Raw genomic sequence first — 14,059 nt, 5'->3', positions numbered from 1 at the left:
TCCTCTAGCCTGTCATCCGGGCAGCGTGCTGGCCGATTTGACCCACCACCACGGATTGCCTTCGGCCAATTGGAGTGCTGCGGCATCTGCTTTGTAGCGGTTCTCGAACAGTGCAAAACACGTCGCCCCCGACCCCGACATGCGCACCATCAGCGCTCCCGGAGCCAAGGCCAAAGCTGCGAGAGCAGCCGCCACTTCAGGGGCCAGCTTCACCGCAGGGCGTTCCAGATCATTGCGCTGTGTGCCCAGCCAATCGATGAAAGACAGGCTGTCGGGCCATTCGGGCAGGAGATCCGGCATCTCCATATTGACCTTGCTTTCCAGAGCTTTGAACACAGAAGGCGTCGACACCTCGACACGAGGATTGACCAAAACCATATGCAGCGCGGGCATGTTCACAGGGCTTAACGCATCGCCGATCCCGCGCATCCGCACGGGCTTGGCCGCCAAACACACGGGCACATCCGCCCCCAAGGACAAAGCCTGTTTTGCCGACACCGGCTCCGCGCCCAAACGTGCGGCGGCGCGCAGAGTGGCCGCCGCGTCACTTGATCCGCCGCCAATCCCGGAGGCGGGAGGCAGTCGTTTATCGAGCACCATCTCCATCGGCGTCCCGGAAAGCTCCGCAGCCCGCATCACAAGATTCGATCCATCGGTCGGCAGGCCCTCAGCAAAGGGACCGGTCACAGAAAGCGAAGACGTAGAAGCGGGGCGCGCCGTCACCTGATCGCCCAAATCGACAAAGGCCACCAGACTGTCCAAAAGATGATAGCCGTCGTCACGCTGGCCCGTGACATGAAGTGTCAGATTGATCTTGGCAGGGGCGAAAACCTTGACCGTCATTTATCCATCCGACCCCATGCGCGTCGGCTCCTCGCCTTCTTCGATCAGGACACGATCCAATCCGACGTCGAGTTTGCGACGAATGCGGTCGGCCTCCTCCTCTTCCGGCTCAAAGGACAGCGCGCGTTGCCACTGGAACCGCGCCTCGCGATCACGACCCACCGCCCAATAGACATCGCCCAGATGGTCATTGATGATCGGATCGACCGGCATCAATTCGACGGCCCGCTCCATCGGCTCGACGGCCTCTTCATAGCGGCGCAGGCGATAGAGCCCCCAAGCGAGACTGTCGGTGATATAGCCATCCTGAGGGCGCGCCTCGGCGGCTTTGCGGATCATCTCCATGGCCTCGTCGAAATTGGTTTTCAGCTCCAAGAACGAATAGCCCAGATAGTTCAGCACACGCGGCTGATCGGGTTCGAGTGCCAAGGCCTGACGCAGGTCGGTTTCGGATTTTTCCCATTCGCCAAGCCGCTCAAAGGCCGTGCCACGGGTGAAATAGAGCGGCCAGAGCGCACGGGTCGGCGGCTGATGGCGTTCGATCACCACGGAATAGGCCTCTACAGCCTCCTCGTAGCGCTCTGCACTACGCAGAGCGTCTCCAAGCGCGATATGGACATTGTCCATCTCGGGATAGGCCTTTGTCAGCTGGCGCAGCACCTCGAGAGAGGCCTCATCCTTACCGGCCGCACGCAGGGTGCCAGCGCGTCCGAGACTTGCAATCGGAAAGGCCGGATCATCTTGCGAAATGCTGTCATAGGCCATGGTCGCCAGATCATAATTGCCCAGGCGTTCCAAAAGCGAGGCCACATTGAGCACATAGGCGGCTTCATCCGGGCGCAACGCCTCGGCGATGCGGGCGTAGAGCAGGGTGTAAGCATCATCGAGGCCCCCATCGAGGGCGGCGGCAACTGCAAAAAACACATCGGCGATCCCGTCGCTCGCACTGCGAACGACGGTGAAGGGCAAGGTGTCGCCCGCGCTCAGCGCGGCCCGCATCTCTTCAAGCTCCGGGTCCAACACGCCATCGCCAAAGGCATCGTTCAGAACGGCCAGCGCTTCGCCGTTGCGTTCCAGCTGGCTGAGAATTTCAACCTTGGCCAGAACGGAGGTGCGCGCATCGCGGACACCGTTTTCCGTCAGGATCGCCAAGGCGCTCTCGAAATCACCAACGAGCCCCAAGGCCAAAGCCTTGTTGTAGGCGCCGAAATGCTCAAAGCCCTCGCCCATTCCGGTGCCTTCGTCAAAAAGCTCCAAGGCGCCGGACATATCGCCCTGACCGACATGGGCCCAAGCCAGCATAAGGCCATCCACCACGGTGCTGATGCTTTGCCCGCTCTCAAGGGCGTCGATGAGACCGTCGTAATCGCCATCCCGCGCCAAAAGCGTCAGATCGGCCATGGAGGCGATCTGGTTGCCCGGCTCGATCTGATTCAACAGCGCCGCGTAGCCCTTGGTCGCGTCGAATTCGCCCATGGAAATATGCGCGGAGATCACGGATTCGAGTAGAACAGGATTTTTCGGGTCCGACGCAAGAGCGCGGGCGGCATAGGCTGTGAGGTCCTGAAAACTGCGGTCCATCGTCGCCTGGCGCGCCGCCAAATAGGAGCCTGCGTCGGCCAAAGCGGAGACAGGAGAAAGCGCGGCCCCACTCCCAAGCAAGAGGCCAATGGCCGTAATGGCGGAAATCATGCGGCCTTTGCGTTGTGTCACCTGTGGTCTCCTTGGACATTTTTTCCTGCGTGGCCCTGAGACTAGCCGCCAAACCGACCCTCCGCAATGCAAACGGGGGCCGCCTTGGCCCCCGTTGTCGGTCTTGGAAAACACGTTGCCGTGAGAGGCTTACATGTTCGGATAGTTCGGGCCGTCGCCACCTTGGGGCACCGTCCAGGTGATGTTCTGGCTGGTTTCCTTGATGTCGCAGGTCTTGCAGTGCACGCAGTTCTGAAAGTTGATCACGAACTTCGGCTCTTCGCCCTCTTCCGTCAGATATTCGTAGACACCGGCCGGGCAGTAGCGCTGCGACGGCCCCCCGAATTCTTTGTAATCTACGTCAATCGCCACCTGCGGGTCCTTGAGTTTCAGGTGACAGGGCTGGCTTTCCTCGTGGTTCGTGGCCGCGAAGGACACGTTGGTAAGACGATCGAACGAGATCACACCATCCGGCTTCGGATAGTCGATCGGTTTGAACTTCTCGGCTTTGCCGGTCGATTGCGCGTCGGTTTTGCCGTGCTTCACGGAGCCGAACAGCGAGCCACCGAAGATTTGGTTGGTCCACATGTCAAAGCCGCCGAGCGCCAAAGACGCGGTGAGGCCGAACTTGGACCAGAGCGGTTTGACGTTGCGCACGCGCTTGAGATCCTTGCCCACCGCGCCCTCGCGCAGCTCGGTCTCGTAGCTCTCAAGCGTGTCGCCGGAGCGCCCTTCCTGGATCGCAGCAAAGGCGTGTTCCGCCGCCGCCTTACCAGAGAGCATCGCGTTGTGGTTGCCCTTAATCCGCGGCACGTTGACGAGGCCGACGGAACAGCCCAACAAAGCACCACCGGGGAAGGCCGCTTTCGGCATCGACTGGTAGCCGCCCTCGGAGATCGCACGCGCGCCATAAGCAACGCGTTTGCCGCCTTCGAGCAGTTCCTTCACCAGCGGGTGCTGTTTGAAGCGCTGGAATTCCATGTAGGGGAAGAGATAGGGGTTTTTGTAGTTCAGGTGGACCACGAAACCGAGGTACAGCTGATTGTTTTCAGCGTGGTAGACAAAGCCACCGCCGCCCGCGTTGGAGCCGAGAGGCCAGCCCATCGAGTGCCAGACTTTGCCTTCGCGATGCTTCTCGGGGTCAATTTCCCAGATCTCTTTCATGCCGAGACCGAATTTCTGTGCGTCGCGACCGGCCTGAAGGTCATATTTCGCGATGATCTCTTTGGCCAGAGATCCGCGCACGCCCTCGGAGATCAGCACGTATTTGCCGTGCAGCTCCATCCCCGGCTCACTGTCCGGCCCGATGGTGCCATCGGCTTCGAGACCGAAAACACCGGCCACCACACCTTTAACTTCGCCGTTCTCGCCGTAAACCAGCTCGGAACACGCCATGCCCGGGAAAATCTCGACGCCCAGTTCCTCGGCCTGCTCCGCCATCCAGCGGCAGACATTGCCCATCGACACGATGTATTTGCCGTGGTTCGACATCAAAGGCGGCAGCGGGAAGTTCGGGATGCGGATTGAGCCAGCTTCGCCCAGCACGTGGAAATGGTCTTCCTTCACCTCGGTGGTGATCGGCGCGCCACGCTCTTTCCAGTCGGGGATCAATGCGTTCAGACCTACCGGATCGAGCACAGCGCCGGACAGAATATGCGCGCCAACTTCGGAGCCTTTTTCCAACACGACAACGCTCAGATCGGCGTCCAATTGCTTGAGCCGGATCGCAGCAGACAGGCCAGCGGGGCCCGCGCCTACGATCACGACATCATATTCCATCGCCTCACGCTCGATTTGCGACATGTTTGTTCTCCCTGGCACTGGCGGCATTTGTTGGCCTAAGTAACCTTTATGCGAGGGCTTGGTCAATTTGCGCTGTGGATTTTCGTGACGTTCCAGGGGCCTTACGACGCATAAAAACTCGCAAAAAGGCAATTATTGCGACAGTGAAGAGCACAGATGCGTAACCGTCCACCGCGTAGTGCCATCCTGTATAGACAGACAGGAACAGAATCGTCGCCGCGAAACCGATGCCGACAGGGGCATATAACCGCGAGCGCTCCGAGACATAGAGCGCCCAGATCGTCGCCATCGCGACATGCATCGACGGGAAAGCGGAAATGCCGGAACCGCCGAGTTGCGCGCCTCCGCCGTCGATATATTGGGCCCAAAGCGCCTGCTGCACACGCTCGACGGAAGTGCCCGGAAAGGTCAGATCGGACAACGATGCGATCATCGGCGCGAAGTGATCCCCGCCCACGACCTGATCTGCATAGATCGGCCCGGCGGAGGAAAACACAGCAGCCATGACATTGCCGAGCAGCACCCAAGACAGCGCATAGAGGCCCAGATAGCGGGCTTTGCGCGCCGGGTCACTGTCGCCCAAAGCCAAAAGCATCGGGAAAGAAAAGGCAAACGCCCCCCAGACGCCGGAATAGGTAAAGGCCGCACCATCCGTATCGATCCAACCGCGCAGATCATGTGCCACCTGCCAGGCATCGCGCCCGCCGTGCAACATCCGATCCAATTCGGCCAGCATCGGGTCGGCCCAAAACGGCGCCAAAGTCGGGATCACCGCCTTGAACAGCGTGTAACCGGAGACCAGCGCGATGGTCGCCGCAAACCCCAACGCGGCCTCGCCCAAGCGTCGCGGGTGTTTCCACGCGAAGTAACCAAGAAACGGCAAAGTCCAGATGACCCACGGCCCCGCGCCCATGTAAGCGATGGTCGAAAGGGCAAAGCCGACGATGCCGGGGATATGTTCCGTCGTGCCACGGATCAGCACCGTCGTCACAAGGGCGAAGAGGAAGAAGACAAAAGAAAATCGTGCGAACCCGACCACGCGCTGCCCCTTTGCTGGCGTTTTCCCCAGACATGCCGGCTTAATTGGGCATAAATACGACCGTAAGCCGAGGATTTTGCGAAATCAGGAAACAAAAGCCTAAGGCACCTTCCCGAAAACCCACTTGAAAATCCCTGCCATTCCGGGTCAGGTAGGTCGACAAACTGAAACAACACAAGCACGCGGAGACCCCGACAGGTCTCTGCAGTGCTTTTTTCGTGCAGATGAGTGGCCCTATGGAAAAAATTCTCATGACCCGCGCTGGTTATACCGCGCTGAACGACGAGCTTAAAAAACTGAAATCCGTGGAGCGCCCGGCCATCATTCAGGCGATTGCCGAAGCCCGCGAGCTTGGCGATCTCTCCGAGAACGCCGAATATCATTCCGCACGCGAAAAACAGAGCTTCATCGAAGGCCGGATCAAGGAGCTCGAGGGCGTTTTGTCGCTGACCGATGTGATCGATCCGAAAACTCTTTCGGGGGCGATCAAGTTCTCTGCCACCGTGACCATCGTCGATGAGGACACGGATGAGGAAAAAACCTACCAGATCGTCGGCGAGCACGAAGCCGACATCGAGCGCGGGCTTTTGAACATCAAATCACCGCTCGCCCGCGCCCTCATCGGCAAGGACGAAGGCGACAGCGTCGAGGTCCGCACCCCGGGCGGAGAAAAAGCCTACGAAATCCTCAAGATCGCGTATATCTGATCAAGAAACGCGGTCGTGGAGGCCCCCTTGGCAGACGAAAGCCCGAAAAAAATTGAACTCGGTGTGTATCAACGTCCTGATGACGCACCGAGAATCACGGCCACGGAAATGATCGCCGCGATCCTGTCGCTTGTGTGGCTGGCCATGACGGCGGGCTATTTCATGATCGTGGGCACTGGGCCGAGCGAAAGCGGCTTCGACAGCATCCGCTTCGTGATGATGATCATCGCGATTTTCATGCCTGTGGCTATGATCTGGGTCGGCGCCTTGGCTGTGCGCGCCTCTGTGACGATGCGCGAAGAGAGCCGCCGGTTGCAGGCGGCGATCTCTGCGATGCGACAGTCCTACCTGTCCGGTCAACAGGGCGGCTCGAACGCCTCTGTCGAGAAAAAACTCGAAGAGATCGCCGCCGCGCAACGCAAAACCGAGAGCACGCTGGCGACCTTTACCTCAATCCGTCCGGGCCAGACGCCCGCCGAGGACAAACTCGCGATCCCGGCACCTGCGTTGATCGAAGAACAGGCCTCTTTGGCACTTGGCACCCCCTCGGAAAGCCTCGCGCCCCCTCTGTCGGTTGCGGATTTCATCAAGGCGATGAATTTTCCGGAAACCGCCGACGACAAAGAGGGCTTTCGGGCGCTCCGTCGCGCTCTGTCGGATCGCAAGGTCAGCCAGTTGATCCATGCCGCACAAGACGTTCTGACGCTTTTGTCGCAAGACGGCATCTACATGGACGATCTGCGCCCCGACCGCGCCAAGCCCGAGATCTGGCGCCGCTTCGCCAAGGGAGAACGTGGTCATGCCGTCGCCTCTCTGGGCGGCGTGCGCGACCGGTCGTCTTTGGCGTTGGCCTCTGCGCGGATGAAGCAGGACGCGATTTTCCGCGATGCCGTGCACCACTTCCTGCGCAAATTCGACAAGACCTTTGCCGAGTTCGAACAGACCGCCACGGATGAAGAAATCGCTGCCCTGTCCGATTGCCGCACCGCGCGCGCATTTATGCTTTTGGGTCGCGTGACCGGCACCTTCGACTAAGCCGCGACCATCAGCATTCGCAAAGCCCGTCTTCACATTTCGCCATTGGCCTATGCTGCGCCCTTCACCTAGGGTGCAGCAGTTCCCAACACGTTGATCTCATGTCTTACTCACCCGCCACACAGCAATTTCTCAAAGGGGCCAAGGACGGCCTGCCCTTTCACATCGTGATCTGGCCCTTCGCCGCAATTTTCGGCGCGATTGCCACGCAGGCCGGGCTCAATGTCGCCGAGGTCATGGGGTTCTCTATCCTCGTGATTGCTGGCTCCGCACAATTGGCCGCGCTTCAACTCATGACAGAAAACGCGCCCACCGTGATCGTGTTGGCCACCGCCTTGGCCGTGAACCTGCGCATGGGCATGTATTCCGCCGCGATCACGCCGCATATCGGCAAGGCCTCGCTCGCGACCCGCGCTTTCGCAGCCTATATGCTCTATGATCAGCCCTACGCGCTGGCGAGTATCAAGTTCGAGAAAGAGCCCGATCTGAGCCTGTCAGAGAAGCTTGGATATTTCTTTGGTGTGGCGATTCCGATTGGCATTGCCTGGTATCTTTTGACGCTGGCGGGCGCTCTTTTGGGCGAGATGATCCCCACGGACGTCGGCGTCGATTTCGCCGTGCCGATCACGTTTCTGGCCGTCGTCGCCCCGATGCTCAAGACGCTGGCGCATGTCGCCTCAGCACTGACCTCCGTCGTGCTCGTACTGGTGTTGAGCTTTATGCCCTATGGCACCGGGCTTTTGGTCGCCGCCGTCGCCGCCCTCTTGGTGGGCGCACAGGTGGAAAGCTGGATGGAAAAGAGAAAGGCTGCGGCATGATCGAGGCAAGCCCGACGCAAATCTGGATCATCATCATCGGAATGGCCATCGGCACATTCCTGATCCGCTTTTCTTTTCTGGGTCTTGTGGGGGATCGCCCCCTGCCAGCGTGGCTGTTGCGCCTCTTGCGCTATACGCCTGTCGCGGTGCTGCCCGCCGTGGTCGCCCCCATGCTGATCGGAGCCAAGGCCGACACCGATCCGCTGCGCCTATTCTGCGCAGCAGTGACAATCATCATCGGGGTTTGGACCCGGAACGTGCTCTGGGCGATCCTTGCGGGGCTTGGCCTGTTCTTCGGGCTGGGTGCGGTGCTCGGTTAAGCTCCGCCGCGATTGAGCAACAGCGGCGGCGCCTGCACCAGTTGGCCGTTGTCGTCCGGGCTGTCATCGTAGTGTTTCTGCTCCGTCACGCCCGGCTGTTCTGCGAACCATTGCATCAGCTTTTTCGGCGACATGGTACGCGGCGCATCCTCGAACCCCGGCAGGCCAGAGAGAATTTCGGAAACACTGGTGGCGCACATCGCCTTGGGCACAGCGCCGTAGGCCTGCACTTTTGCGAGTGCCAGCGTGGCGACCTCGGGGCTAACCTCGATTGTTTGCTCAACCACATGCCAGGTCACACGCGCGTGATAGTCGATGTAGAAATCGACGGCCCGGTCGCTCATGCCGAAATGCACGTCATTCCGTTCCGGCAGATGCGGGTGGTAAAACGTCCCGGCGGGATCGAAAATCAAACGCTCGGACGGCGCGTTGACCATCAGAGAACTATGACCGCCATTGCCGGAGCGGTTGTTGATCACCGTGAACAGCGTCAGTTGATAAGGGGCGCCGTGGACGTAATGAGACCGAGCAACTTCGGCGTCAGGCGCCCATTTGGGTTCCGCGGCCCCACATGCGGTGAGAACGACAAGCGACAGGAGCCAAAAGGCTCGATGCAAAATGTGCAAAGTTTCGGCTCCTGGCCTTTAGAACGAGTAACTTAGCCGTTAAATACGGCCATGATGATCAAAACGATAATGGATGCGGCTGCAACCCCAATCGACCATTTGATAAAACCATCAAAGGTCTTTTCCTGAACGGAAATATCCATTTCGCCGTGTTTGTGGTCCGACATAGTGCGTTTCTCCTCCGATTTTTTGGTCTTTTCTTATGGATTAGACGATTCACGAACACCTGTCACCCGCTCACGACACCTTCCGCCCCTTCAACACCCCGCTCCTGTTCCAGATCGGCCACAAGTCGGAAGCCAATCCGCGCGGGCGGCGCCATCGGCGCCTGTTTCGGAAGCGCGCGCAACATGACGTTCAGTTGGGTCACATGCTGGATGAGCTGGGTCTTGGTCCCTTCTTCATCGGAGCCATAAAAGGTCACGATATCAGGATCGAAAAAACCGATACCCTCGATACGCATCACCCCCGTGTCGGACCCCGCGAACCCCATCGCGATCTCATGTTCGCTGTCGAGCTGTTCCTCGAAATTCTGGATATAGAGGATCAGACGTTCATAGGCCCATTCGGCGGCGCTTTTCTCCTCGACCGGTTTGCGCACCATGGCATTGGGCAGGGGTTTCTGCTCTGCCGAACAGGTGTCCGGATCGGCATGGACCACACGGGCCTGTGGCAACGCGGCCTCTTCATGGGCTTCGGCGGTGGTGCGGATTTGCTGGTCGGACATATTTACGCTCCTGTTTGCCACAGGATGGCACCATCGGCGCGGGTGCGTCCAGTCACGACACCGAGACGTTCGAGATGCCGACAATGCGCCATCGCCTCCACCATCGCGAGCCCATATTCACCCTCTTTGATCGGGCGCTTGAACAGAACATCGAAGCAGTCACAGGCCGTGCGCGGCTCTGACAAAACTTCGGTCAATCGCGTCAAAGCATGGCGGTGGTTTTCGATCAGATGCGTGAGCCGCGCGGGCAAACCGGTGTAAGGCAACTTGTGCCCGGTGAGCACCAACTGGCTGTCGCGGGCATGGGGCACAAAGCGCTCACAAGAGGCAATCCAATCGCCCACCGGATCGGCCATCGGTTCGGTCGCGGAGACGCCGAGGTTCGGAGAAATCCCACCCAAAAGCTGATCGCCGCCGATGACCAAGCCCCCGTCGCGACGCCAGAATGTCAGATGTTCCGGCGCGTGACCGTCGCCGGTGCGGATGTCCCAGAGCTGGCCACCGATCTCGATCTCTTCCCCGTCCTGCAACCGCGTGTAGCCCAAGGGCAGCGGGCTGACGGCATCGGCGGTGTTGAACGGACGCTCGGAAAGACGTTTGGCGTAGACGTCCTCCGACATCCCGCATGAACGCCAAAAAGCACACATTTCCGGCGTCGGAGCATCCTGAATATCAAGGAGCAACATACGCGCCATGAGATAGGAGGTCCGGCTGGTCAGAAGTTCCGCGCCGTGTTCGGACATCAACCACCCCGCGAGACCGACGTGATCAAGGTGGTGATGGGTCACGATCACCCGCTTGATCGGCCGCCCGCCCAGAGGCCCCGCCATGAACTCCGCCCAGAGCGCACGGCTTTCCGGCGTATCGACGCCGGTGTCCACCACGGTCCAGCCCTCCCCCTCATCGAAGGCAAAAACATTCACATGTATCAAGGGCACCGGAAGAGGCATCCGGGTCCAGAGCACGCCGGCTTCGATCTCGACAACGCCCCCGAATTCAGGTGGCTCGAAGGGCGTTCGGATCGGGGCAGTCATTAGGCGGTCAGGTCCTCAGGGCTTAGGGCATAAATATCCTCCGCCCCCAAACGCGCCTGCGCCAGAAGAGCGGTATGCTCGGGCAGCATACGGTTGATGTAGAAAGCTGCAAGGCGAGAGCGCGGGCCATCGCCGCCCTCGGCAATCGCGGCCTTGAGGTGATAATACCCGCCCAGCACGCGGGCAAAGGCGCGAAGGAAGGGCACGGCGCCCGCAAATCGGTCGCTCATCGGCAGCGCAAGCATTGCCTCGACACCTTCACGAAGGGTCTCTGCGGCGTTCCAGACGGCTTTCGCGCGGTTCGGTAGCGTCGCACGCGCGGCTTCGGCAAAGACCTCGATCTCGTCCAAAATCCCAAAGGCCGCGTCACCGCCGTCCATCAGCTTGCGGCCGACAAGGTCCATCGCCTGAATGCCATTCGTGCCCTCGTAGATAGACGTGATCCGCGCGTCGCGGGCATATTGCGCCGCACCGGCTTCTTCGATGTAGCCCATGCCGCCATGCACTTGCACGCCGATCTGGGCGACCTCGTGCCCGATGTCGGTGGAAAACGCCTTGGCGATCGGAATAAGGAACGCGCCGCGCGCCTGCTGGTCCGGGTCAGAGCGCCCCAGATCGAGCGCCACACCGCAGGCCAGCGAAATCGAGCGCGCGACAAAGGTGTCCGCCCGCATGGTGGCCAGCATCCGGCGCACATCGGCGTGGTCGATGATCCCCGCACCCTCATTGCCCAAGGGCGATTTGCCCTGAACACGATCTTGCGAATAGGCCAACGCCTTTTGCGTCGCGGCCTCGGCGATGCCGACGCCTTGAACACCGACGCCCAGACGCGCGTTGTTCATCATGGTGAACATGCATTTCATGCCTTGATGTTCTTCGCCCACGAGCCAGCCTTTGGCGCCCTCATAGGCCAAGACGCAGGTCGGCGAGCCGTGGATGCCGAGTTTATGTTCGAGACTCACCACATGCAGGCTGTTCGCCTCGCCCAAAGAGCCATCATCGTTCGGCAGGATTTTCGGCACCATGAAAAGCGAAATTCCTTTCGTGCCCGGCGCCCCATCGGGCAACCGCGCCAGCACGAGGTGGCAGACGTTCTCGGAGAAATCATTGTCGCCCCAGGTGATGAAAATCTTCTGGCCGGTGATAGAATAGGAGCCATCGTCATTGCGCTCCGCCTTGGTGCGCAACGCGCCTACATCCGAGCCGGCGCCCGATTCCGTCAGGTTCATCGTTCCGGTCCATTCGCCAGAGATGAGCTTCGGAATATAGAGCGCTTTGATCGCGTCAGAGGCGTGGTGTTCCAGCGCTTCGATCTGGCCTTGGGTCATCAAGGGCTGAAGCGACAGCGACAAACATCCGCCCGACATCATCTCATTGACGGCGGTCGCCACCGTCAGGGGCAAGCCCATGCCGCCATTCTCAGGGTCCGCCAACATCCCGACCCAACCGCCCTCGGCAATCTGACCATGGGCCTCGGCAAAGCCCGGCGAGGTTCTCACCACCCCTTCGGAGAGCGCGGCAGGCGTCAGATCACCACCACGGTCCAACGGCGCGACCACATCGCTGGCGAGTTTCCCGGCCTCGGAGAGAATGGCCGCGATGGTCTCCGCATCCAATTCATCAAAACTCTCGCTCTCCAAGACGGACGCGAAATCGACGATGTGATCGAGAATGAACTGATAATCCGAAACCGGCGCGCGATAAGTCATGTGGGTCTCCTCCTGAGCGGGACAGTTTAGCAAACCTATGAGTCACCGCAATTTTGTCTATGAGACTAACGAACCCCACTGCGCGTCCCAACCCGAACGCTGCGTCACGGCCTGGCAAGAGGACGGGGCGTCAAGCGCGTCCGGCGTCACCGGACAAAAGCGCGGGGCTGACCCCCAAAGACAAAAGCGCCGCTTCCCATTTCTGCGCATCGGGCGTGGAAAAGATGATGTCGTGATCCGCGTCACAGCTCAGCCAGCCGTTCTGGGCAATCTCGCCCTCAAGCTGGCCCGGCCCCCAACCCGCGTATCCAAGGCACAAAAGCCGTTCCAAAGGCCCCGCGCCGCGCGCCATATCGCGCAGAATTTCGCGCGAGGCGGTCATGGCATAATCGCCACTCACGGCCATTGAGGCATGATCGGCGTCATAATCCGTCGAATGCAACACGAACCCGCGCCCGACTTCGACCGGTCCGCCGAAATGCACCGGCAAGGGCCGCATATCGGGGCTGGGTCGGATCTCCAACTGATCCAGAACATCAGCGACGGCGATGTCCTCGGAGCGCTTGTTGATCATCAACCCCATCGCGCCCTCATCGGAATGCGCGCACATAAAAACCACCGCGTTTTCAAAGCGCGGATCTCCGATGCCCGGCATCGCGATCAGGAGTTTACCTGTCAGGTCAGAAGAAACGGGTTCCATATCCCCACCTCACCGCAATGCGCCCGGAGGTGCAAGACTTCGTCACGCAGATGTTTGCGCAAAATGACGCGAAACAGCACAGAGACTGCCGCGCAGGAAGGACATTTGAGCAACAGAATGCCCCTCTTCACGGTCAGATCGTCCAAATGTGAGTTTGTAACGATGTGCTCCGTCCTTATATCGGAAGCATGAAAACTCCAGTTGCACCCCTTGCCACCGCTCTTTGCCTTGCTCTGTCCGCCCCCTTGGCGGGCCCTGCCGCCGCGCAGGAGGCGTCCGATATGGCGCGGATCGACATCCTGCCGGGGTGGCAGATGGAAAACGGGCACCGCATGGCCGCGATCCGCATCCAACTTGCTCCCGGTTGGCACACCTATTGGCGTAGCCCCGGCGAAAGTGGCATTCCCCCGAGTTTCAATCTCGCGGGGTCCGACAACCTGTCCCACATGGAACTGCACTGGCCGGTACCTGAACTCTTCTCCGACAATGGCATGTGGTATCTCGGCTACGAGCACGAATTGATCCTGCCGATCGAGTTGGTGCCCGAAGCCAATGGAGACATTCGTCTGAAGGGCACGATGGACCTCGGTGTCTGCAACGACATCTGCATGCCGATGCAGGCGCAGCTGAACGCCACCCTGACGCCCGAGGGCAAGGGTGGCATGACCCATCAGATCAAGGCCGCACTCGCGGATCGCCCGACACGCGTGGCCAATGCCAAATGCGATGCCGCGCCTTTGAGTGACGGGATGCGACTGACGGCCCATTTGAATCTTCCGTCTCTGCCCTCCGATGTGGTGGCCGTGATCGAACATCCGGACCGCTCCGTCTGGGTGTCCGAGGCCCAGATGCAGCGCAAAGGCAGCACGCTTGAGGTGCAAAGCGATCTCGTGCCCACAGACGCCCAGCCGTTCTTCATCGACCGCTCCGCGCTGACCATTTCCGTCATTGGCGGCGGGCGCGCCTATGAGGCGCAGGGCTGCACCGGAAGCTAAGCTCCAGACAA

Annotated in this window: 15 protein-coding genes; 5 read left to right on the top strand and 10 right to left on the bottom strand. The window is 60.2% G+C overall.

The genetic code is table 11. The features are described 5' to 3' along the window. Positions 1-12: 12 nt before the first annotated feature. The 4 genes from J5Y17_RS09250 to J5Y17_RS09235 all read right to left on the bottom strand — a co-directional run bounded on the left by J5Y17_RS09250 (position 13) and on the right by J5Y17_RS09235 (position 5,377). Positions 13-843, bottom strand: coding sequence for a 4-(cytidine 5'-diphospho)-2-C-methyl-D-erythritol kinase (locus J5Y17_RS09250; RefSeq protein WP_219784963.1), 831 nt, complete (start codon positions 841-843; stop codon positions 13-15). Beyond that, positions 844-2,556, bottom strand: a complete 1,713-nt coding sequence (locus J5Y17_RS09245; protein WP_219784962.1) for a tetratricopeptide repeat protein — start codon at positions 2,554-2,556, stop codon at positions 844-846. A 129-nt stretch (positions 2,557-2,685) separates the two neighbouring features. Continuing rightward, positions 2,686-4,338 (bottom strand): electron transfer flavoprotein-ubiquinone oxidoreductase, encoded by a 1,653-nt coding sequence (locus J5Y17_RS09240; protein ID WP_219784961.1) that lies wholly within the window; start codon positions 4,336-4,338, stop codon positions 2,686-2,688. Between the two features lie 46 nt (positions 4,339-4,384). Further along, a complete protein-coding gene (locus J5Y17_RS09235) occupies positions 4,385-5,377 on the bottom strand; it encodes a phosphatase PAP2 family protein (RefSeq protein WP_219784960.1) in 993 nt (330 codons plus the stop codon). A 236-nt stretch (positions 5,378-5,613) separates the two neighbouring features. Between J5Y17_RS09235 and greA the strand changes: the two genes are divergently transcribed. From greA to J5Y17_RS09215, 4 genes are all read left to right on the top strand, one after another. Next, positions 5,614-6,084 (top strand): transcription elongation factor GreA, encoded by a 471-nt coding sequence (gene greA, locus J5Y17_RS09230; RefSeq protein WP_219784959.1) that lies wholly within the window; start codon positions 5,614-5,616, stop codon positions 6,082-6,084. A gap of 15 nt (positions 6,085-6,099) precedes the next feature. Next, positions 6,100-7,119 carry a hypothetical protein gene (locus J5Y17_RS09225; RefSeq protein WP_219784958.1) on the top strand — a complete coding sequence of 340 codons (1,020 nt, stop codon included), beginning with the start codon at positions 6,100-6,102 and terminating at the stop codon, positions 7,117-7,119. 101 nt (positions 7,120-7,220) lie between these two features. Continuing rightward, complete coding sequence (locus tag J5Y17_RS09220; RefSeq protein WP_219784957.1) at positions 7,221-7,937, top strand: AzlC family ABC transporter permease; 717 nt, start codon at positions 7,221-7,223, stop codon at positions 7,935-7,937. Continuing rightward, the gene (locus J5Y17_RS09215) at positions 7,934-8,257 is read left to right on the top strand and encodes an AzlD domain-containing protein (RefSeq protein ID WP_219784956.1); all 324 of its coding nucleotides are present in this window, start codon (positions 7,934-7,936) and stop codon (positions 8,255-8,257) included. The genes J5Y17_RS09220 and J5Y17_RS09215 overlap by 4 nt, the downstream gene beginning before the upstream one ends. Here J5Y17_RS09215 and J5Y17_RS09210 read toward each other — a convergent pair. From J5Y17_RS09210 to J5Y17_RS09185, 6 genes are all read right to left on the bottom strand, one after another. Further along, the gene (locus tag J5Y17_RS09210) at positions 8,254-8,883 is read right to left on the bottom strand and encodes a hypothetical protein (RefSeq protein ID WP_255571991.1); all 630 of its coding nucleotides are present in this window, start codon (positions 8,881-8,883) and stop codon (positions 8,254-8,256) included. The genes J5Y17_RS09215 and J5Y17_RS09210 overlap by 4 nt on opposite strands. 32 nt (positions 8,884-8,915) lie before the next feature. Continuing rightward, positions 8,916-9,050: an aa3-type cytochrome c oxidase subunit IV gene (locus tag J5Y17_RS09205; RefSeq protein ID WP_219784955.1), complete on the bottom strand. Its 135-nt coding sequence runs from the start codon at positions 9,048-9,050 to the stop codon at positions 8,916-8,918. Positions 9,051-9,112: 62 nt separating this feature from the next. Continuing rightward, positions 9,113-9,610, bottom strand: coding sequence for a DUF6173 family protein (locus J5Y17_RS09200; RefSeq protein ID WP_219784954.1), 498 nt, complete (start codon positions 9,608-9,610; stop codon positions 9,113-9,115). A gap of 2 nt (positions 9,611-9,612) precedes the next feature. After that, positions 9,613-10,644, bottom strand: coding sequence for an MBL fold metallo-hydrolase (locus J5Y17_RS09195; protein WP_219784953.1), 1,032 nt, complete (start codon positions 10,642-10,644; stop codon positions 9,613-9,615). Then, positions 10,644-12,353 carry an acyl-CoA dehydrogenase gene (locus tag J5Y17_RS09190; protein ID WP_219784952.1) on the bottom strand — a complete coding sequence of 570 codons (1,710 nt, stop codon included), beginning with the start codon at positions 12,351-12,353 and terminating at the stop codon, positions 10,644-10,646. The genes J5Y17_RS09195 and J5Y17_RS09190 overlap by 1 nt, the downstream gene beginning before the upstream one ends. A 130-nt stretch (positions 12,354-12,483) precedes the next feature. After that, on the bottom strand, positions 12,484-13,053 hold the full coding sequence (locus J5Y17_RS09185; RefSeq protein ID WP_219784951.1) for a YqgE/AlgH family protein: 570 nt from the start codon (positions 13,051-13,053) through the stop codon (positions 12,484-12,486). A 188-nt stretch (positions 13,054-13,241) separates the two neighbouring features. On the opposite strand from J5Y17_RS09185, the gene J5Y17_RS09180 reads away from it, so the two are divergent. Continuing rightward, a complete protein-coding gene (locus J5Y17_RS09180; RefSeq protein WP_219784950.1) occupies positions 13,242-14,048 on the top strand; it encodes a protein-disulfide reductase DsbD domain-containing protein in 807 nt (268 codons plus the stop codon). The last annotated feature ends 11 nt before the right edge of the window (positions 14,049-14,059 follow it).

The organism is Celeribacter sp. PS-C1, assembly GCF_019429625.1.
Lineage (GTDB): Bacteria > Pseudomonadota > Alphaproteobacteria > Rhodobacterales > Rhodobacteraceae > Celeribacter.
The sequence above is the reverse complement of the archived record's forward strand: the minus strand, read 5'-3'. Positions and strand labels throughout refer to the sequence as shown.